Source organism: Paenisporosarcina sp. HGH0030 (genome assembly GCF_000411295.1).
Classification (GTDB): domain Bacteria; phylum Bacillota; class Bacilli; order Bacillales_A; family Planococcaceae; genus Paenisporosarcina.
This window is the reverse complement of the sequence record NZ_KE150421.1, coordinates 1,925,404-1,949,356: the sequence shown is the minus strand read 5'-3', so window position 1 is coordinate 1,949,356 and position 23,953 is coordinate 1,925,404. Positions and strand designations below refer to the sequence as shown.

Annotated in this window: 24 protein-coding genes and 1 riboswitch; of the genes, 18 read left to right on the top strand and 6 right to left on the bottom strand. The window is 41.7% G+C overall.

Going from position 1 to position 23,953, the window contains the following annotated elements:
* The first annotated feature begins 6 nt into the window (after positions 1 to 6).
* Positions 7 to 2,202 (top strand): ATP-binding protein, encoded by a 2,196-nt coding sequence (locus HMPREF1210_RS09320; RefSeq protein ID WP_016428412.1) that lies wholly within the window; start codon positions 7 to 9, stop codon positions 2,200 to 2,202.
* Between the two features lie 62 nt (positions 2,203 to 2,264).
* On the opposite strand, the gene HMPREF1210_RS09315 is transcribed toward HMPREF1210_RS09320, so the two are convergent.
* Complete coding sequence (locus HMPREF1210_RS09315) at positions 2,265 to 2,915, bottom strand: CPBP family intramembrane glutamic endopeptidase (RefSeq protein WP_016428411.1); 651 nt, start codon at positions 2,913 to 2,915, stop codon at positions 2,265 to 2,267.
* Between the two features lie 96 nt (positions 2,916 to 3,011).
* On the opposite strand from HMPREF1210_RS09315, the gene HMPREF1210_RS09310 reads away from it, so the two are divergent.
* From HMPREF1210_RS09310 to HMPREF1210_RS09295, 4 genes are all read left to right on the top strand, one after another.
* A complete protein-coding gene (locus HMPREF1210_RS09310; RefSeq protein WP_016428410.1) occupies positions 3,012 to 4,034 on the top strand; it encodes a TrkA family potassium uptake protein in 1,023 nt (340 codons plus the stop codon).
* Positions 4,035 to 4,088: 54 nt separating this feature from the next.
* Positions 4,089 to 5,861 (top strand): mechanosensitive ion channel, encoded by a 1,773-nt coding sequence (locus HMPREF1210_RS09305; RefSeq protein WP_147640299.1) that lies wholly within the window; start codon positions 4,089 to 4,091, stop codon positions 5,859 to 5,861.
* A gap of 92 nt (positions 5,862 to 5,953) precedes the next feature.
* The gene (locus tag HMPREF1210_RS09300) at positions 5,954 to 6,181 is read left to right on the top strand and encodes a hypothetical protein (RefSeq protein WP_016428408.1); all 228 of its coding nucleotides are present in this window, start codon (positions 5,954 to 5,956) and stop codon (positions 6,179 to 6,181) included.
* An 84-nt stretch (positions 6,182 to 6,265) separates the two neighbouring features.
* Positions 6,266 to 6,736 carry a DinB family protein gene (locus HMPREF1210_RS09295; RefSeq protein ID WP_016428407.1) on the top strand — a complete coding sequence of 157 codons (471 nt, stop codon included), beginning with the start codon at positions 6,266 to 6,268 and terminating at the stop codon, positions 6,734 to 6,736.
* A gap of 474 nt (positions 6,737 to 7,210) precedes the next feature.
* Here the strand turns inward: HMPREF1210_RS09295 and HMPREF1210_RS09290 are convergent, their stop codons facing one another.
* The 5 genes from HMPREF1210_RS09290 to HMPREF1210_RS09270 form a co-directional block, all read right to left on the bottom strand.
* The gene (locus HMPREF1210_RS09290) at positions 7,211 to 7,849 is read right to left on the bottom strand and encodes a response regulator transcription factor (protein ID WP_016428406.1); all 639 of its coding nucleotides are present in this window, start codon (positions 7,847 to 7,849) and stop codon (positions 7,211 to 7,213) included.
* A complete protein-coding gene (locus tag HMPREF1210_RS09285) occupies positions 7,824 to 8,873 on the bottom strand; it encodes a sensor histidine kinase (RefSeq protein ID WP_016428405.1) in 1,050 nt (349 codons plus the stop codon). Before HMPREF1210_RS09285 ends, HMPREF1210_RS09290 begins: the two co-directional genes overlap by 26 nt.
* Positions 8,870 to 9,571, bottom strand: coding sequence for a cell wall-active antibiotics response protein LiaF (liaF, locus tag HMPREF1210_RS09280; protein ID WP_016428404.1), 702 nt, complete (start codon positions 9,569 to 9,571; stop codon positions 8,870 to 8,872). The genes HMPREF1210_RS09285 and liaF overlap by 4 nt, the downstream gene beginning before the upstream one ends.
* A gap of 113 nt (positions 9,572 to 9,684) precedes the next feature.
* Positions 9,685 to 10,332: a PspA/IM30 family protein gene (locus tag HMPREF1210_RS09275; RefSeq protein ID WP_016428403.1), complete on the bottom strand. Its 648-nt coding sequence runs from the start codon at positions 10,330 to 10,332 to the stop codon at positions 9,685 to 9,687.
* A 12-nt stretch (positions 10,333 to 10,344) separates the two neighbouring features.
* Positions 10,345 to 10,701 carry a hypothetical protein gene (locus HMPREF1210_RS09270; RefSeq protein WP_016428402.1) on the bottom strand — a complete coding sequence of 119 codons (357 nt, stop codon included), beginning with the start codon at positions 10,699 to 10,701 and terminating at the stop codon, positions 10,345 to 10,347.
* A gap of 193 nt (positions 10,702 to 10,894) precedes the next feature.
* On the opposite strand from HMPREF1210_RS09270, the gene HMPREF1210_RS09265 reads away from it, so the two are divergent.
* The 13 genes from HMPREF1210_RS09265 (at position 10,895) to HMPREF1210_RS18040 (ending at position 23,939) form a co-directional block, all read left to right on the top strand.
* A complete protein-coding gene (locus HMPREF1210_RS09265; protein ID WP_016428401.1) occupies positions 10,895 to 12,064 on the top strand; it encodes a thiolase family protein in 1,170 nt (389 codons plus the stop codon).
* Positions 12,061 to 12,831, top strand: a complete 771-nt coding sequence (locus HMPREF1210_RS09260; protein WP_016428400.1) for a 3-hydroxyacyl-CoA dehydrogenase — start codon at positions 12,061 to 12,063, stop codon at positions 12,829 to 12,831. Before HMPREF1210_RS09265 ends, HMPREF1210_RS09260 begins: the two co-directional genes overlap by 4 nt.
* 12 nt (positions 12,832 to 12,843) lie before the next feature.
* Positions 12,844 to 13,992: an acyl-CoA dehydrogenase family protein gene (locus HMPREF1210_RS09255; protein ID WP_016428399.1), complete on the top strand. Its 1,149-nt coding sequence runs from the start codon at positions 12,844 to 12,846 to the stop codon at positions 13,990 to 13,992.
* 44 nt (positions 13,993 to 14,036) lie between these two features.
* Positions 14,037 to 14,588: a nucleotidyltransferase family protein gene (locus tag HMPREF1210_RS09250; protein ID WP_016428398.1), complete on the top strand. Its 552-nt coding sequence runs from the start codon at positions 14,037 to 14,039 to the stop codon at positions 14,586 to 14,588.
* A 200-nt stretch (positions 14,589 to 14,788) separates the two neighbouring features.
* Positions 14,789 to 16,078, top strand: a complete 1,290-nt coding sequence (locus tag HMPREF1210_RS09245) for a DUF4139 domain-containing protein (protein ID WP_016428397.1) — start codon at positions 14,789 to 14,791, stop codon at positions 16,076 to 16,078.
* Between the two features lie 4 nt (positions 16,079 to 16,082).
* The gene (locus tag HMPREF1210_RS09240) at positions 16,083 to 17,174 is read left to right on the top strand and encodes a metallophosphoesterase (RefSeq protein ID WP_016428396.1); all 1,092 of its coding nucleotides are present in this window, start codon (positions 16,083 to 16,085) and stop codon (positions 17,172 to 17,174) included.
* Between the two features lie 69 nt (positions 17,175 to 17,243).
* Positions 17,244 to 17,855 carry a DedA family protein gene (locus HMPREF1210_RS09235; RefSeq protein ID WP_016428395.1) on the top strand — a complete coding sequence of 204 codons (612 nt, stop codon included), beginning with the start codon at positions 17,244 to 17,246 and terminating at the stop codon, positions 17,853 to 17,855.
* 9 nt (positions 17,856 to 17,864) lie between these two features.
* Positions 17,865 to 18,692, top strand: a complete 828-nt coding sequence (locus tag HMPREF1210_RS09230; protein WP_016428394.1) for an undecaprenyl-diphosphate phosphatase — start codon at positions 17,865 to 17,867, stop codon at positions 18,690 to 18,692.
* Positions 18,693 to 18,953: 261 nt separating this feature from the next.
* The gene (locus HMPREF1210_RS09225; RefSeq protein ID WP_016428393.1) at positions 18,954 to 19,409 is read left to right on the top strand and encodes a hypothetical protein; all 456 of its coding nucleotides are present in this window, start codon (positions 18,954 to 18,956) and stop codon (positions 19,407 to 19,409) included.
* Between the two features lie 79 nt (positions 19,410 to 19,488).
* A riboswitch (cobalamin riboswitch) is annotated at positions 19,489 to 19,666 on the top strand.
* 180 nt (positions 19,667 to 19,846) lie between these two features.
* Positions 19,847 to 22,072: a ribonucleoside-diphosphate reductase subunit alpha gene (locus HMPREF1210_RS09215; protein ID WP_016428392.1), complete on the top strand. Its 2,226-nt coding sequence runs from the start codon at positions 19,847 to 19,849 to the stop codon at positions 22,070 to 22,072.
* Positions 22,073 to 22,084: 12 nt separating this feature from the next.
* Complete coding sequence (locus tag HMPREF1210_RS09210) at positions 22,085 to 23,125, top strand: ribonucleotide-diphosphate reductase subunit beta (RefSeq protein ID WP_016428391.1); 1,041 nt, start codon at positions 22,085 to 22,087, stop codon at positions 23,123 to 23,125.
* Positions 23,126 to 23,319: 194 nt separating this feature from the next.
* Positions 23,320 to 23,733, top strand: a complete 414-nt coding sequence (locus HMPREF1210_RS09205) for a VOC family protein (RefSeq protein ID WP_016428390.1) — start codon at positions 23,320 to 23,322, stop codon at positions 23,731 to 23,733.
* Positions 23,734 to 23,762: 29 nt separating this feature from the next.
* Positions 23,763 to 23,939 carry a hypothetical protein gene (locus HMPREF1210_RS18040; protein ID WP_016428389.1) on the top strand — a complete coding sequence of 59 codons (177 nt, stop codon included), beginning with the start codon at positions 23,763 to 23,765 and terminating at the stop codon, positions 23,937 to 23,939.
* Positions 23,940 to 23,953 lie beyond the last annotated feature (14 nt).

The window sequence follows — 23,953 nt, the reverse complement described above, 5'->3', positions numbered from 1 at the left end:
TAAGTGATGAAAAGAACAACATGGCTTTTTTATGGACTTGTCAGCCTAACAATATTGGCGATTATTACATTTACTTCACACGGTCAACAATACTTGGGTAAAGATTTTAAAGAATCCGATCATTTTCACATGATTGTTGAGTCCCAAATGAATGAAGTCTATCCAACATTAATCAACAGGTTTGACGTGAAAAAAGAAATTAAGAATCTTGAAGTGACTGAAAATGAAATTGAAGAATACCGTACGTATTACGGTTCCCAAATGGATCAAATCCGTGACGTTCGTTATCAATACGAAGGTTTAATTGAGGAAGCGACATCATTGTCGGAAGATGAAATTCTGGCTGAACTGGTGATTGAGCGTGATGCGAAAATTGCAGAAATACGCAAAAACTTTGCCGATGATGAAGTGGTGCGAACTAAAATCATGGAAGCGAAAAAGCAGGCATTGGAAGAATATGATCGAAAGATCTCCAACTCACTCCCGCTTATGAAGGCACTGCAACGGCAAATGGCTTATGAACTGACCAATGAGGAAACAGGTGAACATTACTCTTTTGGAGATGTTGAAGTCAAGGATGGAATTAAAAAAGAGTACAATTCAAAAAACGGTCTTCTTTATCTTTCAAAAGTGAAACAAGACTATATGAATGTGGAAGATGGAGAATTGAAACCTCTATACATCCTTAATATGAACGATTTAGTAGAAAACCAGTCTAGCCAGTTTTCTGGTATAGTCGCGATGCCGAAAACGACTCTAGCATCTGAACATATGCAGGGTCTGACCAACTTCAATCAAAACAAAGCCTACTTTTACTCTCTTTGGATGTTGGGGCTGATCGCACTTGGAGGAGCCATATGGTTATTTAGCAAAAGGAAGGCCGAAGTACTTTCTTCCCCCACACTTCTTTTCATTCGGGAACGAAAATTGGAGATTCGCTTATTGTTAATCTTCATTCCGTTGGTTTTAGCCTTTGCTTTCTCAACGATAGTTTCGGATCAATTGAGCTATTACGAGTATTATTATTCCAATCTTAGATTTGCTGCATATGCAGGCATGATGGTGTTGTTATTCGTTGTCTTCCTGACGTTGACACTCATTCAGGCAGTGTGGTTGTTTAAAGATAGCAGGAAAAATGGAATTAGAACGATGTGGGAAAAAAGCATCCTTAAAAAATGGGTTTTGATAATCCAGGACTTGTTCCTTAACCGTCGACTGGGTACTCAGATTCTTTTGATTCTGTTGGTGGTCTTCTTGGCGGGATTAGGTCTTGCGGGTACCTTTGTTGTTCCAGAGTTGCTGATTATATATGTACCACTATTTATGTTTGTTTTGATGCCTTCGTTGTATTTATTGTTGAAGCGAGTCGCTGCTTACAATAAACTCGCATTAGCGACTGAACAAATGGCAAAAGGACATCAAATTGCAGATGTACACATTGGTGGGAAATCAGTTTTGGCCAAACATGCCAAACATTTGAACATGCTTCGTGAAGGTGTGAGGATGTCGCAATCAGAGCAAGCGAAAAGTGAAAGGTTAAAAACTGAACTGATCACAAACGTCAGCCATGATTTGCGAACACCGTTAACATCGATTATTACCTATACGGATTTACTGAAAAAAGTGGATTTAACAGTTGAAGAACGTCTATCATACGTCGCGATTTTAGATCGTAAATCTCAGAGATTGAAAACATTGATAGAGGACTTGTTCGAAGTTTCCAAAATGGCTAGTGGCAATATGGAGCTTCATAAGCAACGAGTAGATTTGGCCCAGCTGATGCAACAAGCTCTTGCAGAACACGAAGAAGACATTCAAGCGGCAGGCCTTGATTTCCGCGTAACTGCGCCAGAAAATCCTTTACACGCTTTTGTTGACGGACAGAAATGGTGGAGAGTGCTGGATAATTTGATTGTGAATGCCCTCAAATATACGTTGCCCGGCACACGCGTATATGTGACATTAAAACAAGTAGATGGCTATGCACAATTTGTTGTGAAAAACGTGACTAAATATGAGCTTGGTGAAAATGTGGATGAATTGTTTGAACGCTTCAAACGAGCCGATACTTCCCGTCACACGGAAGGATCCGGACTTGGATTGGCAATTGCGCAGTCAATTGTCGACTTACATGGAGGCTCAATGCGAATTGAAGTCGATGGGGATTTATTCAAGGTCACTGTATCTATAAAAACTGATTAACGAAACGTGAGGGATTTGATTCCCTCACGTTTTTTTATTGAAAAGTTCGCGGATAGCAGAGTCTAATTGAAATAAAACATATAAACACCGATAAGCAATACACCTATATCCGCAAATATATGAATGATCCAAGAAGGATAAATGGTCCCACTTTTTTCATTAATCCATTGGAATATAAGACCACCAATAAAGAGACCGGCTACTGCTAAGATTAAAATTGGCCAATCGAACCACGGCAGGAAAATCGCAATGTGGTAAATAGCGAAAAAGAGGCTCGGCAGGAACCACTTCAACTTGGAATCTCTTAATAAATCCACAAGTAGGCCGCGAAAGAAAAATTCCTCCAAAAAAGAATTGCCTAATAATATGTAAACTGCGACAAATGGGAATACTGAAGCAGTGACTCCAACCCGAGTTTCCAAGTCTATTTGCAACGCAACCAAGTCGATTGAATCATTTAACAACATGAATGCACTTAAGACAGTACCTGCAACCACTATTCCTAAACCGGATGCCAGATAAATACTCTTTTTTTGTGTTTTTCTTATTTGAAGAAATTCAAATTTATATCCTCTTAATAAAAGTGCAGGGAATATAACGAAAGCCATTACTTTGGCAAATGTTTTCCATACATAGGTTACTTCAAGTCCTTGTTCAATCCACAGTAGAAAGAAGATAGATATCAAGGAAAAGATAACAGTCCACTTTTTCATGTAATTTCCACCTCACTATATGGACGAAATTCGTGTTAAAAGGTTTGCGAGAGGGTAAAAGTATAGGAATAACAATAAAAATGAGCAGGTGAATTAATGAATACATCCAAATGGATGGACTTACGAATTCGTTTCCGACATATACTTTTTTCCATAATCGGCTTGATTGTATTAATCGCTGTGGCAACAGCCGGCTTCATGGCATTGGAAAACCTCAAATTATTCGATGCTTTTTATTTGACCATCATTTCTCTGATGACGGTAGGTTATGGAGACATTGTTCCCGAGACAAAAGCAGGGCAAAAGTTTGCTTTATTACTGATTCCCCTTGGTGTGGCTTTTGTCACTTACGCAATGGGGGCTGTCGCTTCTTATTTCATTGAACATCAACTTTCAGTAAAGGTGTGGAATAAACGAATGGAACATGCTATTAAAAATTTGGAAGATCATATCGTCGTATGCGGGTTGGGTCGAGTGGGAAGACAGGTTTACGAGCAGTTAAAAGAAGAGGATGTCCCAGTCGTCTATATCCATGACTCCGAAGAAGAAATGGTGGACTATTTGGCGGATGGAACACTTCGCATTGTTGGAAGTCCGTTGCAGGAAAATATCCTGAAAGAAGCTAATGTGGCAAAAGCACGAGGCTTGATTGCGACGTTACCGAGTGATTCAGACAATGTGTTTATCACCATCAAGGCTATAGCTTTAAATGAAAAGATTGAAGTAGTTGCTCGCGCAGAAAATGCAGGCTCCGAAGAAGTATTATTGCGTGCTGGTGCCAGTCGAGTAATAAACCCTTCTACTATTGGTGGCCGGGAATTGGTGAGTTCTGTATTGCGCCCAGAAAGTACAGATTTAGTGAATTTACTCATTCATACAAAAGAAAAGAAACAATCATTGGAAGAAGTGGCGCTTGAGGAAGCGTGTACTTACATTGGAAAATCCCTGAAAGATTCTGCGATTCGAAACGAGATGGGCGTGACGGTTTTGGCCATCCGCCGATGTGAAGAACTCATAAGCAACCCATCGGCTGATGAGGTATTGGAAAAACAGGATGTACTGATTATTTACGGGGAGAAAGATGCGAGTGAAGCGTTTAAAAAGAAATGCAAAGGGTAAATGAAGATTGTCATGCAAGACAAATAATTTTGAAATTTCAAAGGAGGACACGCTATGATGGATCGTTACTATTGGAGAGATACTCTCTCATTTTTACCAGAACTTTTGCTAGCTTTATTGGTATTATTAATCGGATTTTTCGTGGCAAAGTTCTTAGAAAATCTTACTTACAAAATGTTACGCAAAGCTCGTGTTAATGAGCGATTAGGAAATAAAAACGAAAAATGGACAGTCGAAAAGATTATCAGTAAAGTCGTCTTCGTCGTCATCTTGATTCTAGCTTTTGTTTTATTTTTTAATATATTGAACTTGAATGCTATGGCAATGCCGTTTGTTTCCATGTATTCAGGGTTAACTGGTGCTTTCCTTAACATTTTAAAAGCCGGTTTAATCTTATTATTTGCTTGGGTCTTAGCAACAGTTGTTAAGAAAGTCATTCAAATGGCTGGCAACAAGCTGAACCTGAACAAATATGTTGCGAAAACAGGTATGGAACCAAATCCTGCCGATCAAGCTAAATGGACTGATACAGCAGCTAACGTTGCTTATTATCTTATTTTCTTACTCTTCATTCCAGCGGTACTAAATGCTCTTGGAATTGATGGATTAAGTGGACCGTTTGAAGGAATGCTTGCTAGCTTCTTCAACTTTATTCCGAAGCTAGTATCTGCGGCAATTGTATTCTTTATTGGTTCGTTTGTTGCGAAACTAGTTCGTAATTTACTAGAGAAGTTTTTACAATCAGCTGGTGCAGACCGCTTGGCAGATCGCTTGAACATTTCTTCTTTCTTTGAAGGGACAAGTATTTCTAAGGTTGTAGGAATAATCGCGTTTATTCTTATCATGATTCCAGTATCCATCACTGCTCTTGAAATTTTAGATTTAGACGGAATTTCTGGTCCCGCAGTCGGTATGTTGAACGACATTTTGGCAATGTTGCCGAAAATCGCAATTGCTATCATTCTTTTATTGGTGGGAATTGTTGCTGCTAAATGGGTGAAAGACATTGTAGTTTCATTGCTAGAAAAATTGGGTGTCAATTCAATTTACGGTAAAATGGGCTTCAAATCATGTGCTGGTTCAGCTCCATCTTTCGCTTCTCTACTTGGTACAGTCGTACAAGTAATCATTATCTTATTGTTTGTTGTAGAAGCTTTACAACTACTTGAACTAGAATTTATGGTTACATTAGCAACTGGTATTTTTGCATACTTGCCATCAGTAATCGCTGCAATCATCATTTTGGCAGTTGGTTTCTGGTTAGCAAATATGGCAGAACAATTAGTTGGCAGTGTGATGAGTCATTCTACAGGGACTCCACACGTATTACGTTACGTTGCCAAATATGCGATTCTTGCATTCGCATTCTTTATGGCTCTAGATCAGTTGGGCATTGCAGCTTCGATTATTAACTCTGCATTTATCCTAATCTTAGGCGGCGTGGCATTAGCATTCGGTCTGGCATTTGGTTTAGGCGGACGCGAACATGCTGCTCGTTATTTAAGTAAGATGGAAAAGAGTTTGCAGGATGCTGAAGTGTCAAAAGAAAACTATAAAGCTGAAAAAGAAACAATTAAAGAATCATTGAAAGAATCTTTCCAACCCGAGAAAAATAAAGAGCAAAGTTTACGTGGGTTTACACCACATGTAGATGAAGTGAATCCTGCTAACCCGGTGAACCCAGTTGATGAAGGATATAACACGCCTTCACCGGATGAAGTTTATCCATACGATGAAACTCCTCCAAATGAAGGATCTTCATTCAACAAGGACGCTCATGATAGCTGGAACAGCACGAAACCAAAAGATGATCCATTTCGACCTTAAGTAGTGAAAAGCAGCAACTCTGAAATTTGGAGTTGCTTTTTTTATTCTATAAATAGAGAAACGAAGTTGGACCCAGGACCTCAAAAGGAGATATGGCTAGCTTTGTCTTCAATGAAGATGGAGAGTTCTCTGTTTACTGTGAACCGCATCCAGTGATGAAGATGAAAGTGAATGTGGAAGAGGACGCTTCAAATTCCGGGGAAGTGAAACTAGATATTGCTCATTACGCTTTTAGTGAAGAAAGCATGACCATCTCTCCTGGAACAGTCATTACGTGGGCAAATCAGGATTCCGCCCAACATAATGTGGCGTTTGAATAAAACATGGTATTGAATTTTTTTTGTTTCCTTTTGTAAGAGATTCAGCTACGCTTAATTGATACTGAATCTAAAAGGGGTAATGACATGGAGACATTAGGTCAATTAAACTTTGCACGAATTTATACGCAAGGGCATTTGCAATCAGTAAAGGATGAACAATGGGACATCCAACCTGAAGGGTTTCACAATACAATCCGTTGGCATGTCGGTCATATTTTTGTATCGATGGAAAATTTAGTTCATCGTGGATTGCCTGAATATGAGGTTGTTCATCCTGAATGGGCTAAGTTATTTGGATCTGGAACAAAGCCATCTGATTGGACAGATGCCCCACCAACGAACGAGCAATTGCTGAGTGCTTTGGCAGAACAACCTGCTAGAGTCAAAGAATTCCTGACTGGAAAACTAGATCAACAAATGCCAGATGTAATGTCCTTAGGAAAATTCCATGACATGGCAACGGTTGAGGCAGTTATTCAATTTGCTATCTGGCATGAAGGGGTTCACGCAGGCATCATTTTTGCATTGAATAAAGTGACGGCCGTATCGGAGTAATTAAAGCATAGAAGAGGTGACTTTGAAAGAAACAATGTCAAAGTCATTTTTTTTGCGCGTTCAAATTGTGTGGAAAAGATGAATTTTTGAAATGAGAGTACGAATTCTAGATAAAGTTTAGTGAAATGTAGATATCGCTTGTCGAAATGTAGATAAACCATCGTGAAATCTCGATAACGACTCGCGAAATCGAGATATCACCAAAAAAATGTGGCCGGTTGGGTACCAACTGCCACCATTACAAGCGCGTTCAAATTGTGTGGAAAAGATGAATTTTTGAAATGAGAGTACGAATTCTAGATAAAGTTTAGTGAAATGAAGATATCGCTTGCCGAAATGTAGATAAACCATCGTGAAATCTCGATAACGACTCGCGAAATGTAGATAAGTATTTACAAACTCTCTATAACAGCCCGCGAAATGGTGAAAACATCTCTCGTAAATAAAAAACAACCTTCCAACTGGAAGGTTGTTTTAATTTTTAGGAACTAGATCTTGCTGAAACGCATAGACGACTGCTTGGGTGCGATCTTGCACCTCGAGCTTGGAAAGAATATTGCTGACATGTGTTTTAACGGTTTTTAAGGCTATAAACAATTCATCTGCAATGTCTTGATTGCTGCGGCCTTTAGCCATTAATAACAGGATTTCGTGTTCGCGATCAGTCAACTCATCGTGTAGCGGACGACTTTGCCCTTGACGCATTCGTTTCATCATTTTGTTTGTGACTTCAGGCTCTAAAACCGCCTGACCAGACAATGTATCGCGAATGGCATCGGCGATTTGTTTCGCTTTGGATGTCTTCATTACATAACTGACAGCACCTGCTTCAAGAGCAGGGTACACTTTATCATCATCAAGGAAACTCGTGACAATCATGATTTTCGCTTGAGGCCATTGGGCAATTATTTCTTTCGTGGCTTCTGCGCCATTCATGATGGGCATGACCATATCCATCAGCACGATATCCGGACGCAGGGACAGTACCAGATCAACAGCTTCCTTACCATTGACAGCTTCGCCGATTACGTCCATATCTGATTGTGCCTGTAAGTATGCGGACACGCCTATTCGGACCATTTCATGATCATCCACGAGTACGATTCGTATCATCTGTTTCCAATCCTTTCTCAACCGGGACTTTTACTTCCACTATCGTTCCTTGTGATGGGATTGAAACAACCTTGCTTGTTCCACCCATTTCAACTGCCCGTTCTTGAATATGATGCAACCCGTAAGAACCTGTTTTGCCCTCATCATTCATAAATCCGATTCCGTTATCCTGTACACGGAATATAGCAAGGCCGTCTCTCTCCACAAAGAGAATGTCGACTTCAGTGGCGTTTGCATGGCGCAAGGTATTGGAAAGTGTTTCTTGTGCAATGCGGAATAAGTGGTCTTCCGCACCTTTGGAAAGGGAGATATCCTCAAGTCGGAAGCGGATGGTGAAGTGCACCTTTTGTTGCAATTCAAAAAGTAATTCTTCCAGGCCATGAGCCAATGATTTATTATGAAGCGCTGCAGGACGCAAATGGAGCAAAAGGGCACGCATTTCAAGCTGTGCTTGCTGGACCATTTTTTCAGCTTGTGCCAGTGGTTTGGGAACGTCGTTTTCCTGCTGTTCCGTAATTGACGATAATAGCATGGATGCAGCGAATAATTGTTGGGAAACAGAATCGTGAAGTTCCCGTGCTAACCGCTGGCGTTCCTGAATGATGCGTTCCTGAATTCGCTTGTCTTCGCCTTCTGCCCGTTCGTCTGACATTCGCTGCAAACTTCTTTTTTGCGTAGCAATCAGCGTTGTCACATCACTCAAAGTCTTAGTTAACTTGGGGGAAACTTTTGGAGCAGCCAATCCATCATTTTGTTGATCAGTATTCGTGACGACCTGTAAATAGTTGTCAATCGCTCGTTCTCTTTTTCTTGCCACCTGCGTGCTGGAGAAAGTGGTGCCTATGCTGATGCTGAACAGTAAAATTGCCATCCATATGGAAATAGGTAAATCCCCTTCTTCTACTGACCACAAAGGAAACCATGTTCCGTAAGAAGGCCATCCTAAAATATACGTTAATAACCCTACAACGAATGCGATAAGAATTAAAAATAAGAGTAAAGTGCGTCCGATGAATCCACTCATTTGCGAGTCACCTCTACATCTCCAAGCCAAGTCGATACAGCGATGACCAATTCAGACGTTGCGTTGCCTTGAGCTTCTGCATAGCCATCTTGAAGGACAATCGATTGATTCCATAAACGTCTTTTACTAGAACCAAAAAGTCGAGCATCTCCGAGTAGTGTTGTGTAATGGATTCGCACAGGGATTTCATAAGGAACGGCCACACTGATTTTTCCAATACCTTGTCGAACGGAAACTAGTGAAGTCCCTTTTGGCAACACAGTTTGGGTCGTATCAATTGTGATGTTTCCGTAAATACCTTGAATGTGAACATCCTGCCATTCATATGCCTGGAAAGGTGTAGATTGAACTGAAAAGAGTTTGTTCTGAATGATTGCGTTCGGTGTTTCTAAATCACTGAGGAATGGCTCAATGACTTGTTGAGTTTCATCACCCTTCCAAAGTCGCACTAAAACATACACCATGGTTGCGGCAATTAATAAGCGTAAACTCCACATGGAAAGCAAGGCGATTCCCAAAGAAGCGACACCACTCCAGAAAAATAAGCGGTTTCTTCTGCGTAAACTAATATAAATTAACCCGATACCAAAAAGAACGAATAACACACTTCCATTGTGGAAGAACATCGCCTCGATAAATATAAGAAGCAAGGCAGCCAATAGCCAAAATGTAATGCGTTCAGTTGAAAAACGTTGCAAAGCTATTCCTCCTTTTTCGTAACAGCTTAGCCTCTCCCACAAGTAAATCGAAGGAGGTATTATATGAATTAAAAGGAGAAGGACAGGCGCCTTCTCCAATTCTTTACTTTATTTTACACAATTTCAGATTGAGGTTGTTCTTTTTTTTCTAGCATTTCTAATCTGCGTTCCATGGATGATACATCATGCTGTTTTTCAATGCGTTGACCCAGTCGTTCGATGTACTGTTCCATTTCATCAAAGGCCAATAACCTTTTTTCACCGTTCTTTGCAGCTTCAGGTTGAAGGACGCGGTCCATTTGGTGATGGGCACGAGTGACATTTTCTTTACCCATTAACTGTAACTGGCGAACTTTCATATCTTTCAGTTTGTGTTTCATTTCTTCAAACTTTTGCTCAAGCCCAAATAATTCCTCAATTGTCCGAGAAATACTTGCTTGTAATACGTCTTTTCGGTTCGTATAGGCTGTAACTTCTGCTTTTGCAAAATCAATTAATTCACCTTCATTTGTTTGTTGGGCAAGCTCCAATTGGGAAGAGCGTTTTACCAGCATTTCTGTAGTCTCTTGTAGTTCTTTTTCAAGTTCTGCTTTTAATTGCGCTTGGCGTTCAATCCACCGACCCGTTTGTTCTGTTTGTTTTTCTGCTTCACGAATATATTGATTTAACATGGCGATGGGATTTTTCTGTTCCTTTTTGTCAAATACGTTGTGCAGATCTGCTTCGAATGCATACTTGAATCGTTTCCATAATGTTGTCATGTGTTTTTCCTCCTATTTGTTTAGTTCGTTCCATTGTTTTTCAAAGTTGATAAAAGGGTCTGAAGATGTTGCAGTCATTGGAGCTGAGAAGGTAATCGGTTGTTGTTTCCATGCACGAATGACATACCATAATCCAGCAATCGCAAGAATTCCGAAGAAACCGGGCACATTCGCAACGGCTGTCAATAGCCCAATAATTCCGACCGCTATCCATGAAATTTTAGCCAGCTTAGATCCTCCTTTTAAATAAAAATGCATCCCTGCAAATACAAGTAACGCAGATAATGCAAGACCTAAAAGTGGTCCTAAATTGACAAGCGCCACAATACCTGCGATTATCCCAACTACGATTAATCCAAATTTTTTCATGTGTTTGTCTCTCCTTTCAAATTGTAAGTTAATCGTACCAACTCGCCATGAATCACCAAACGGGCTTGGAATGCATTTTTTACTAAGACCTGAGACTTAGAAGATTCTAAGAAGAGAGTAGAAAATTTCACGACAGTTCTGTAAAATGATAGTGAGTGAATATTCATTCAATTCCGATAAAAGAGGTGTAACGATGAAAGAAGTCGTGATTATAGAAGGGATACGTACTGCAGTCGGTCGGAGAAAAGGGAAATTTGCACAAATGCGACCAGACGAATTGGCCGCAATTGTATTGGAAAAATTAATCGAACTGGCCGGAATTGAAAAAGGGGACGTAGAAGACATCATTTTAGGGTGTGTCTCTCAAGCAGGTGAACAAGGAGGCAACATTGCAAGAACAGCAGGATTGATAGCTGGCTTTCCAACCAAAGTTCCTGGGACGACGATCGACCGTCAATGTGGTTCCAGCCAGCAAGCGGTGCATTTTGCCGCACAGGCAATCGCATCCGGCGACATGGATATTGTGATTGCGGGTGGTGTTGAAAGCATGACACGGGTACCGATGTTTTCAAATATGGGAGATGCCAAACCAAGCAAGAAACTAACGGAGCAATACGAAATCATTAATCAAGGATTGTCTGCCGAACGAATTGCAGAAAAATGGGATTTATCCCGGGAACAATTGGATGCATTTTCTGTACAAAGTCATGAACGTGCCTTTCAGGCGATTGCCGAGGGTCGATTCGAAAGTGAAATAGTACCAATAGAAGTGACAAACGAAGATGGATCAACTGAGCTGTTTTCTGTTGATGAAGGTCCAAGAGCAGGAACTACTCTTGAAACACTGGGTGGTTTGAAAACGGTATTTGATGAAAAGGGACGAATTACCGCAGGCAATGCTAGTCAAATGAGTGACGGCGCTTCAGCGGTATTGTTGATGTCGCTTGAAAGAGCAAAGGAATTGGGACTAACACCTCGTGCGCGCATTCATACCCGTGTTGTTGTTGGATCAGATCCAACGCTTATGCTGACGGGTCCAATTGCAGCAACGCAAAAAGTATTGGCGAAAGCAAAGCTCAGCATCGAAGATATGGACGTATATGAAGTAAATGAAGCCTTTGCTCCAGTGCCGCTTGCCTGGTTAAAGGATACAGGTGCTGATCCGTCTAAGTTAAATCGCAATGGGGGTGCCATAGCACTCGGTCATCCATTGGGCGCATCAGGAACGAAACTGCTAGTCACTTTGTTGCATGAGCTGGAACGCACAAATGGACGATATGGACTTCTAGCGATTTGTGAGGGGATGGGTATGGCGAACGCCACCATTATTGAGAGATTGCCAGAATCGGAGGGACAGTCATGATAACAGCAGAAGTCATTGCCATCGTAACGGGTGGAGCATCAGGACTTGGAGAAGCCACTACGCGCCGATTGGTCGCTCAGGGTGGGAAAGTCGCCATTTTTGATTTGAATGAAAAACGTGGGCGAGCACTGGTTAAAGAATTAGGTGAAGAACAAGTAGTTTACTTTCAAACAAATGTCACGGATGCTCAGCAAGTTGAACAACATGTAGCAAAAGTAGTGGCACATTATGGGAAGGTCAATGCGTTGATTAGTTGTGCAGGCATCGCGACGCCCGGCAAAGTAGTATCACAGAAAGGTCCGCTTGCACTTGATCGCTTCGAACAAGTTATTCAAGTGAATCTAATCGGCACATTCAACGTATTGCGTGTTGCTGCTCATGCCATGCAACAAAACAATCCGAACGAAGAAGGGGAACGTGGTGTCATCATTAACACTGCTTCCGTCGCAGCTTTTGAAGGTCAAATTGGCCAAGTGGCATACAGTGCTTCTAAAGGCGGTGTCGTTGGCATGACGTTACCGATTGCCCGTGAATTTGCTAGAGACGGCATTCGTGTTATGGCGATTGCCCCAGGTCTAATCGAAACGCCGTTGTTCGAAGGTTTGCCTGAACCAGCACGAGTCTCCTTGGCAAGTTCCGTGCCATTCCCGAATCGTTTAGGAAAGCCGAGTGAATATGCGCAATTAGTAGAAAGCATTTTAATAAATCCAATGCTTAACGGCGAAGTAATTCGTTTAGATGGTGCCATTCGTATGCAACCAAAATAAGGAGGAGTCTTGATGGGGAAATACCGTTTTGAGACTGATGAGCACGTAATGTTCCGCAAGTCGCTTCGCAAATATTTGGAAAAAGAAGCGACTCCTCATTATGAACAGTGGGAAGAAGACCGTATGATTCCTAAATCTTTTTGGCGGAAGCTTGGCGACATGGGCTATTTAAGCCCACAAGTTGAAGAGAAATATGGCGGACTTGAAGTTGATTTCCGATACGCTGTCATCATAGGTGAAGAGATGGAACGTGTTGGAGCGAGCTTGACAGGAGTTGGATTGCACAACGATATCGTGGTTCCTTATATTGAAGCGTATGGAAACGACGAACAGAAAGCTCGCTGGCTGCCGGGATGTGTAACAGGCGAGCATATAACCGCTATTGCCATGACTGAACCAGGGGCCGGATCTGATTTGGCGGCGATTCAAACAACTGCTGTTCTTGATGGTGATACGTATATTGTGAACGGTTCCAAAACCTTCATTACGAATGGCATCAATGCGGATCTAGTTGTAGTTGTCGTGAAAACCGATACACAAATTGAACCGAAGCATCGCGGAATCAGCTTGCTGGTAATCGAGGAAGAAATGGCTGGGTTTACACGTGGACGCAAGCTGAACAAAGTCGGCATGCACGCGCAGGATACAGCAGAGCTGTACTTTGAAGATTGTCGAGTGCCCGCTAAGAACCTGCTTGGCGAAGAAGGAAAAGGTTTCACTTATTTAATGGAGAAGCTCCAACAGGAAAGGTTGATGGTGGCGATTTCAGCTCAAACCGCTTCTGAAGACATGGTCGAGATGACACTGGACTATGTGAAGTCTCGTAAAGCATTCGGCAAGCCAGTTGGAGCGTTCCAGAACACGCAATTCAAGTTAGTTGAAATGAGCACCGAAGTTGAACTTGGTCATTCATTCCTTGAATCGTTGATTGAAGATCATATGGCAGGGAAAGACATTGTCTCAAAAGTGTCCATGGCGAAGTATTGGCTGACGGAAACTGCAAAGAAGATTTCCGGTGAATGCTTGCAATTACACGGAGGCTACGGCTATATGGAAGAATATAAAATTGCAAGGCGTTATCGAGATATTCCAGTCGCTTCGATTTATGCAGGCAGCAATGAAATCATGAAAGTGATTGTCGCGAAGAAAATGGGGCTGTAGATGAGGGCAAAAGGATCCATGAAGATGATTAAAAGAGGTTCAAAATGAAATTATCAAATGAACTAGAAATTGTAGAAGCCATTTTTAATGACGAGTGGATGATGAATGTTATCAGACAAGCAGCTACACTAGAGTTACCCGACTGGTGGATATGTGCTGGATTCATAAGAACAAAAGTATGGGATGAATTACATGGATTTTCTGAAAAAACCATACTTCCAGATGTGGATGTCATTTATTTCGATTCGGGAAATTTGGACGAACACATTGAAAAACTCTATGAAAAAGAACTAATTAAATTAGACTCAACCATTCCTTGGTCCGTTAAAAATCAAGCAAGGATGCATACTTTGAACAAGGTAGAACCCTATATATCCTCAATAGATGGGATGTCAAAATTTCCAGAGACAGCCACAGCTATTGGCATAACTTTTGATGACAAAGGGGAACTTCATTTATGCGCTCCACATGGAGTCAGAGACTTATTAGCAATGAAAATCTCTCCCACCCCTTATTTTGAAGGATCACAAATATATTTTGATAGAGTTAAGCAAAAGAACTGGTCAGCAACATGGCCCTTAGTGAAAGTAGAGTAAGCGGCAGGGCTTTTTCTGTTGCTTTTTCAATTACTACTATTGTTATCGAATGAATTATCCGTAGCATTCTGACTGCGCGTTGAACGATATTCTAGAATGTTTCAAAGAATGGAATCGCCTTGTCTTTCATACAACGTATCGCAAAGGGATTTAACGCATATCATGATATACTTTCCAAAAACAACGAGGAGGTGTCTCTTATGCCGACCAATATCCCAGCGAGCCTGACGAAAGACTTGGCGCTGACGATTTACAATGCTGGTTTTGCATTAATTCAAGAAATCCGCTCCATTCCTCCACTTTCAGACGATCATATCATCTACTATTCGGACGTACCACAACGGATTGAATCGAATTCCGTTCAGGTGAAAGGTCTAAAAGTCACAGAGCTTACTTACGAATATGACTTGATGGATCGACTCAAGTTGCTGGAGAAATATGTTGGGCATCAAATCAGAATCGTCAATAAGAAAACAGGCGAAGAAAAGACATACCTTCTGTTAAGCGTCCAAAATGGTTTGGTCCTTGCAGACATGCTGACAAGAGAAATCGTTCTTGATGCAGAAGGGGAGATCCGCTTGCCGGACGGTCCGGAAGAAGTGATGTTAAAGCCCACACTCGTTTGGCGTTTTGAAGAACAAACGGCAGAAGATGTACGGGTTACGTATTTAACGCGGGGGCTAAGTTGGGAAGCGGACTATGTGGCACAAGTTAGGGAGAATGATTTTGATTTGACAGGCTGGGTAACGATGACGAACAACTCGGGCATGACGTTTGACGATGCGACAATAAAACTAATGGCGGGGACAGTGAACCGAGCGCCAATTCGTATGCAAAAAACGATGAGTTTTGAGCAGGGTGCCATGGCCGAAGTGGAACCGGAACGTCAGGCATTTGGAGAGTACTATCTATATACGCTCCCTGAAAGACTGACGCTGGAGAATCGACAGCAAAAGCAAGTTCAACTTTTTTCTGCCTACAAAATCAAATCGCACACGGTATATGAAGTGGATGCGTACAGTGCCCATCCAACAGTGTACTTAACGTTCCGAAATGATGCGGAAAACGGCCTTGGATTCCCACTTCCAAGAGGGAGATTCAAATTGTACAAAGAAAATCCAAAGGACGGTTCTTCTGAATTTATCGGAGAAGATTACATCCCGCATACGGCTGCGGGCGAACTAGTCCGCATCAAATCAGGGGAAGCGTTTGATGTCACGGTGGAAAGTGATGTTGTGGCTAAATACAAGAAAGACGGCTATGAGTATGAGGAAGTCGTATACTTGATTCGCAATCAAAAAGACCACCCAATTGAACTTATCATCAATCATGGCACCAGCTATAGCATATTTGATGTAGTTGAATCAACACACGCTTGGAAACGGAAAGATAACGATATACAAATCTTTGTACCGGTTCCTGCAAAATCTGAAGTGAAAGTGGCATTTACGATTCGGTATGACCGGAGAAAAGATGTAAAGGTGAATTAGCATCATGAAACGTATCAGTATGGGCACTCTTATTCTAGCAATTTATACACTACTTGTTTTTTATTTTGGCTATAACACGTATCAGTGGCTACAAACGTGGGCCATGCCGGTTCATCCCGTGTTGTTCGGTCTCTTCTGGTTTGTCTGTGCTTTTGGCTACATCATCGGCAAGTTTAACCATGGACTAAAATATTTCAGTATCATCGGGTCGTACTGGTTCATTGTGATGCAGTACGGCTTGATTTTATTTCCTCTGGCAACGCTTGTTTATTTGATATGGCCTTCCAAGCAAACGATTTTTATTACAGGAAACATCGTGGCGTTTATTTTTCTGATTATTTTCATCGCAGGGACATATATGGCATTTTCACCGGTTGTTCGCTATAAGTCAATACATATCAACAAGGATTCTGGTTCGCTTCGCGAGTTAAAGTTGGTACTAGCATCTGACTTTCACTTAGGTCTTCTTTCCAACAAAAAGCACTTGCAACGTTTTGTGAATTTGGCTAACGCAGAGCAGCCGGATGTGGTGTTGCTTGCGGGTGATTTGGTCGATGATGATCCGATTTGGTTTGTAAAAGACGGGATGTCCGAGGTCATGAGACAGTTGAAGACGACATATGGTGTTTACGGAGTTGTCGGTAATCATGAGTATTACGGACGTAAAATTCCGCTTCTTGTGGAAGAAATGAGGGGAGCGGGCGTCCGCATGTTACTGGACGAAACCATTTGTGTGGAAAATGCGTTCTATGTAACGGGCAGGGAAGATGCGACGAATGGGAAGCGACAGTCTTTGGAGAGTTTGAAGCCAAAGTTGAATGAGCTTCCATGGCTTGTGATGGACCATACGCCTTTTGATTTAGACACGCCTGCTGAGCTCGGAGTGGATGTACATGTATCAGGGCATACGCACCGGGGGCAGATGTGGCCAAATCATTTATTCACACGTCGTTTATTTGAGCTTGATTATGGGTATAAACTTAAAGGTCAGTTGCACGCTTTTGTGTCATCTGGCTTTGGGTTTTGGGGTCCGCCGCTTCGATTGGGTTCGCGTTCGGAGCTTTGGTCAATCAAAATTACAGTATCGTCGAAATAAATATTGGGAAAAGCCCATTAATCTTGTTACGATAGAAGTTGGAAAGAAATTGTTGCTTGGAGGCTGGACATGGAAAACTGGATTACTGATATTATGAGCCAGTACGGCTACATAGGTATATTTTTACTAATCATGCTTGAAAATATTTTCCCACCTATTCCGTCAGAAGTGATTTTGACGTTTGGTGGTTATATGACAACGCAATCGAGTATGACGGAAATGGGTGTCATTTTGGTTTCGACTGCAGGTTCTATCGCAGGGGCTGTGATTCTTTATGGAATCGGTCGAATGTTGGATGTAAAACGCTTGGAGAAAATCGTGGATCGTTATGGACGTGTTTTACGTTTAACGAGAAAAGATATTTACAAAGCAGATAGCTGGTTTGATAAATATGGCATTTGGACTGTATTGTTTTGCCGCTTGATTCCATTGATTCGCAGTCTGATTTCGATTCCTGCCGGGATGTCGAATATGAAATTTGGATTGTTTTTGTTATTTACGACATTAGGAACACTTATTTGGAATACGATTTTAGTATCGGTCGGAGCAGCAGTGGGCGATAACTGGGAATCAATCGTTGGCGTAATGGACGTGTATTCAAATATTGTTTACGTCTTGCTTGTACTTGCAGGACTTGCCGTAATCTGGTGGTATTTACGATTCCGAAAAAGAAGAGCATAAGGAGATATTATGGAACTATTTGATTTGCTTAAAGCGTTAATATTAGGATTTGTGGAGGGGATGACGGAGTTTGCACCCGTTTCTTCTACCGGACATTTAATTATTGTGGACGATATGTGGTTAAAAACATCTGAGTTTCTTGGGAAACCTTCGGCTAACTCGTTTAAAATCTTTATTCAGCTTGGATCGATTTTGGCGGTAATTGTGGTGTTCTGGAAACGTTTATTCAGTTTGGTTGGTCTTTATAAAATGAAAGATACAACTACAGGCTCAAAGTTAAAATTGACGCATGTAATCGTAGGTTTAATCCCGGCTGGTGTGCTGGGGGTATTGTTCGAAGACTTTATTGATGAACATTTATTCCGTACCGAGACGGTATTAATTGGCTTGGTTATTGGTGCGATTTTAATGATTGTGGCTGATAAATTCGGACCTAAAAAACCGAAAACACAGACGTTGGATCAAATTACATACAAGCAGGCATTCACTGTTGGGCTTGTGCAATGTTTATCGTTATGGCCAGGTTTTTCTCGTTCGGGTGCGACCATTTCAGGTGGTGTATTGTTCGGGATGAGTCACCGGACGGCAGCTGATTTTACATTTATCATGGCTGTTCCGATCATGTTCGGTGCTAGCTTCTTGTCCCTTTTGAAAAACTGGGAGGATATAAATCCAAGCGATACTTCGTTTTATGTCGTAGGATTTATCAGTGCTTTCGTATTTGCGCTGATTTCCATCAAGTTCTTCCTGAAGTTAATCGAACACGTGAAATTGACGCCATTCGCAATTTATCGATTGGTATTGGCGGCAGTGTTGTTCGTGATTTATGTTCTATAATGGATTCGAAAACGGTCTCAATATGAGGCCGTTTTTTTGTTTGTGGAAAAGAGGAGAATCCGCGAGTTTTTCTGTGATGCGCAAATAGAATGGTGGAAACAGCGAATAGAGTTAATTTAAGGCTTGAAAGGAAGCAGACTGTTTCTGTCGAATATAATTGGTTAGACTAGCAAACACATTTACATAGGATACGAAATAACGTCTAATTTGCCCCATGGGTAATAAGTGAATACAAAGAATTGAGAAAAGGGGATAGACAACATGACTGAGACGATAAGTATCGATCACCGTACAATCGCGGTTCGATTGTTTAATGAAACATGGGATTTGATGGAGAAGAAAGACCGAACAGGTGATGAGGATTCACAAATGCTGGAGAAGGCATATGCTTCGCTCTATCATTGGCGCCAAATCGGCACAAAGCTTAATTTGGCTAGAGGCTATTGGCAAGTGTCCCGTGTCCATGTCATTCTCGGACAAGGTGATACAGCATATTTTTACGGCGTGGCGGGTACAGAACTATGTGAAGCGGAAGGATTTGGCGATTTTGATTTAGCCTTTGCTTATGAATCCATAGCACGTGCAGAAAAGTGTAGGGGCAATTCTGAGTCAATGAATATTTGGTTGGCACGCGGGCAAGTAGCGGCCGAAAATATCGCGAAAGAACCAGACAAAAAATATTTTTTAAGCGAATTGGCTAGTGTAGATAAGGGTTGAACGAATTCAGCGATGATTCATCGGTTGTAAGAAAAAACACTATATGTTAGATTGGATATTATGTAAAACACAATATATAGTGTACAAACGAAAAAGAGGTACCAGTAATGGTTTAAAAGGGAATTCGGTACATGCCGAAGCTGTCCCCGCAACTGTAAGTGTAAACGACTGTACAAAGTCCACTGTGCATCAGCATGGGAAGGGTACGGAAGGATAATGCACGAGCCAGGAGACCTGCCTTTTTTTTCGATGAAGCAACACTTTCTTCGGGGGTTGAGGAGTGGAAGCGAGCTATTTGTAGCGAGCGAAATTCCATTTTCTCGCAAACCAATTCTACTCCTTTCCATTCTTTCAATCTTGAGCGATGGCTCAGCCGAAGAGGCTGTTCCATCGCTTTTTTGTGTTTCTGAAATTGTTGAATTGGAGTGGGTATACATATGGTACAAAAGGTATTAACAGACAAAGAAATACTGATAGATCAACTGCTGGAGCAGTTTAAAGAGAATGAGTTGGCTCCCTTGTTGCGTGCCCATGAAAAATGGCTGAAGAAAAATCCACAAGCAACCGATGAACAGTGGTCAAAAGCCATGGTAATGGAGTCACTTAGTCATCTAGATGAAGAGCAACCATACTGGACTTTCGTCGCTGCACGTGTTTACTTGGCACAAGTTTACAGCGAACTCGCTGTAAGTCGAGAATGTTCAAGTCAAAATGTGTATAAGGATTTTGAGAAACACCTTCAGCGCTTATCGGACAAGGGTTTATATAATGCCCGTCTCCTGAAGACCTATAGTAAAGAAGAAATCAAAGCATTAGGTGAAGTGCTTGAACCGGAACGCGATGGACTATTCACATATATTGGATTAAAGACATTGATGGACCGTTACGTGGCAAGAGATTACGACCTTTCACCCGCAGAGCTACCGCAAGAACGATGGCTCATCATTGCTATGACGTTAATGCAAAACGAAACCGTGAATCGCTTGGAGAAAGTGAAGGAAGCGTACTGGGCAATGAGTAACTTGTATATGACCGTTGCAACACCAACCCTTTCCAATGCAGGGAAGCCACATGGGCAATTATCGAGTTGCTTCATCGATACAGTTGACGACAGTCTGCAAGGGATTTATGACTCGAATACAGATGTTGCCACGCTATCGAAATATGGCGGTGGTATAGGCATTTACATGGGGAAAGTGAGAAGCAGAGGTTCCTCAATCCGAGGATACAAGGGAGCATCGAGCGGTGTGCTGCCGTGGATCAAGCAATTGAATAATACAGCGGTCAGCGTCGATCAACTCGGTCAACGACAAGGAGCGATTGCCGTATATTTGGATGTGTGGCATAAGGACATCTTGCCTTTCCTAGATTTGAAGCTAAACAACGGGGATGAACGATTACGCGCACATGATATTTTCACAGGTGTGTGCCTACCGGATATTTTCATGGAGAAAGTCGAAGCACGCGAAGAATGGACACTATTTGACCCGCATGAAGTACGTACTGTCATGGGTTATTCTCTAGAAGATTTCTACGATGAAACCCGGGGGGAAGGTGCTTTCCGAGATAAATATGAAGAGTGTGTAGCGAACGAACAGTTATCGAGAGAAGTAATGCCGGCCATTGATATTATGAAACGCATCATGCGCAGCCAACTGGAAACGGGTGTGCCATTTATGTTTTATAGAGACGAAGTAAATCGAAGAAATTCAAATAAACATGAAGGCATGATTTACAGCAGTAACTTGTGCACGGAAATTTTTCAAAATATGAGTGCGACAGAATTTGAATCGATCACGTTGGAAGACGATGTCATAGTCACACGCCGTAAGCCTGGTGATTTTGTCGTGTGTAACTTGTCCTCCATCAATTTAGGAAAAGCAGTTCCAGCTGGTGTGTTGGAAAGATTGATCGAAGTACAAGTACGCATGCTCGACAATGTCATCGATCTGAACATGATTCCAGTGCCACAGGCAGAACGAACAAACGCAAGATACCGTGGAATCGGACTTGGAACATTTGGCTGGCATCACTTATTAGCGCTGAAAGGAATTCGATGGGAATCTGACGAAGCGGTAGAATTTGCGGATGAATTGTATGAGGAGATTGCTTATTTGACAGTGCAAGCATCCATGAATATCTCTCGTGAAAAAGGACCTTATCCATTATTCGTTGGATCAGCATTCCATACGGGAGAGTACTTTGAATCCCGTGGTTACGATTCATTGAAATGGCGTGAACTTCGTCTGGATGTTGCCATGAATGGCGTGAGAAACGGGTATCTCATGGCCGTCGCACCGAATTCTTCCACGTCGATATTGGCAGGAAGTACAGCAAGCATCGATCCTATATTCCAAAAAAGCTATTCGGAAGAGAAGAAAGACTACAAAATTCCGGTAACAGTACCTGACTTGAATCAAGAAACAACATGGTTTTATAAGTCCGCGTACTTCATCAATCAGCATTGGACATTAAAACAGAACGCTGCACGACAACGCCATATCGATCAAGGCGTATCGTTGAATTTATATGTACAAAACACAATTAAGGCGAAAGAATTGCTGGACTTGCATCTGGATGCGTGGGCAAGTGGTTTGAAAACGACCTATTATGTGCGCTCCACATCGGTGGAAATGATGGAATGTGAGTCTTGCTCAAGCTAAGGAGGAAATTGAATGACAACGATTGAAAAACGAAAGCTCATGGATAAAGAGGCACCAAACCGTTCTACCGGCATCGTCAATGGGGCTTCATCGAATGTACTGAACTGGGATGATGTCCGGTTCAGTTGGGCGTATCCGAAATATAAAAGGATGCTCGGAAACTTCTGGACCCCTTTTGAAATTAATATGGGTTCGGACGTGAAGCAGTTCGGCGGGTTGAATGATGCGGAGCGGGAAGCATTCTTGAAAATCATCGGCTTATTGGCATTGCTCGATAGTATTCAAACTGATTTCGCAGGGAAAGTTGCTGATTATTTAACGGATTCCAGTTTGAATGCGCTTATGATAATTTTGGCACAACAAGAAGTGATTCATAATCATTCGTATTCGTATGTGCTGTCGAGCTTGGTGTCGAAACAAGAGCAAGACCGGGTGTTTGATTACTGGCGCACGGAACCGGTCCTGGCAAAGCGAAACGAATTCGTCATGAAAGGGTATGAAGCTTTTTCAGATGAGCCAAATGTTGATTCATTATTGACTGCGATTGTCTATGATGTCATTTTGGAAGGGTTATTTTTCTATTCTGGATTCGCTTTCTTCTATCATCTCGCACGTCATCAAAAAATGGTCGGCACGAGCACAATGATCAACTACATCAATCGAGATGAACAAATTCACGTCGATTTGTTCGTGAAAATTTATCAGGAATTGTTGCGAGAATATCCTCAGTACGATACGCCAGAAAGAGCTCGTAAAGTTGAAAATATTTTCAAAGAAGCGGCTGCACTTGAAATCGAATGGGCACGTGAAGTGATAGGGGATCGAATTGACGGTCTGGACGTCGAGGATGTGGAAGAATACATTTGCTTCTATGCAAATGTCCGCTGTGCTCAACTTGGCTATGAACGACCATTCCCGGCGTATCGCAAAAATCCATTGAAGTGGATCAAAGCCTACGAAGAAGTGGATTTGGGCAAAACCGACTTTTTTGAGCAAAAGTCTCGTCAATATGTAAAAGTCAATGTGCAAGACAATGGGTTTGATGATTTATAGGAAGTTTAGGAAGAACGCTGTTTCATAAGGCGAGTTGAATCTGTAGTGCGATGAGTTTAAGCGATAAATTTGTACAAGTGACCTTTAAATAATCAAAAGAGTAAAAAATAAACATTTTAAGATGTAAAAGGATAATAAAGAAGTCTGGCGAATCCTATAAGAGATACTTAATTTTCATTAAGGAGATGTATAGAATGAAACCAGTACTTCCATATTTAACGTTTTACGGAAATGCCAAAGACGCAGCTGCATTTTATGAAGTAACATTCAGTTTAGAGAACCAAGGGATGCTAAAATATGGGGATAGTGATTTTCCATCACCGCCTGAAGCGGCAGATTACATTATGCATTGTCACTTAACAAATGGAAACTTCAGCATTATGCTTGCTGACTCCTCAACCCCTGGCGAATCAGGTACGACAAATGTTTCATTGATGATTGAATGTGAAAGCGAAGAAGAAGTGAATCGTCTGTACAATGCATTATTAGTGGGCGGTCAGGCAATCATGGAACTTCAGGACACGTTTTGGGGAGCCAAATATGCTAAAGTGCGCGACCAGTTTGGGTACACATGGGATCTGAATTTCGAAAAAGGACAAGCTGAATAACAAACTGTGAAAGATAGTAGGGGCTGCCGATGTTACTGGCAGCCTTTTTTGTTGGGGAAAAATGGGTGAATGGGAATAAAGCTCGCTCAAGTGTTGCACCGGCTCCAGGAAGAACGCCAATGAAGAATCCTAACAAGGAACCCCTAAGTTCATTCATGCCGAATAAAACCGGCAACTCCGATAAAATCCAAGTTCATGCCGAATAAAACTCTGATTAATT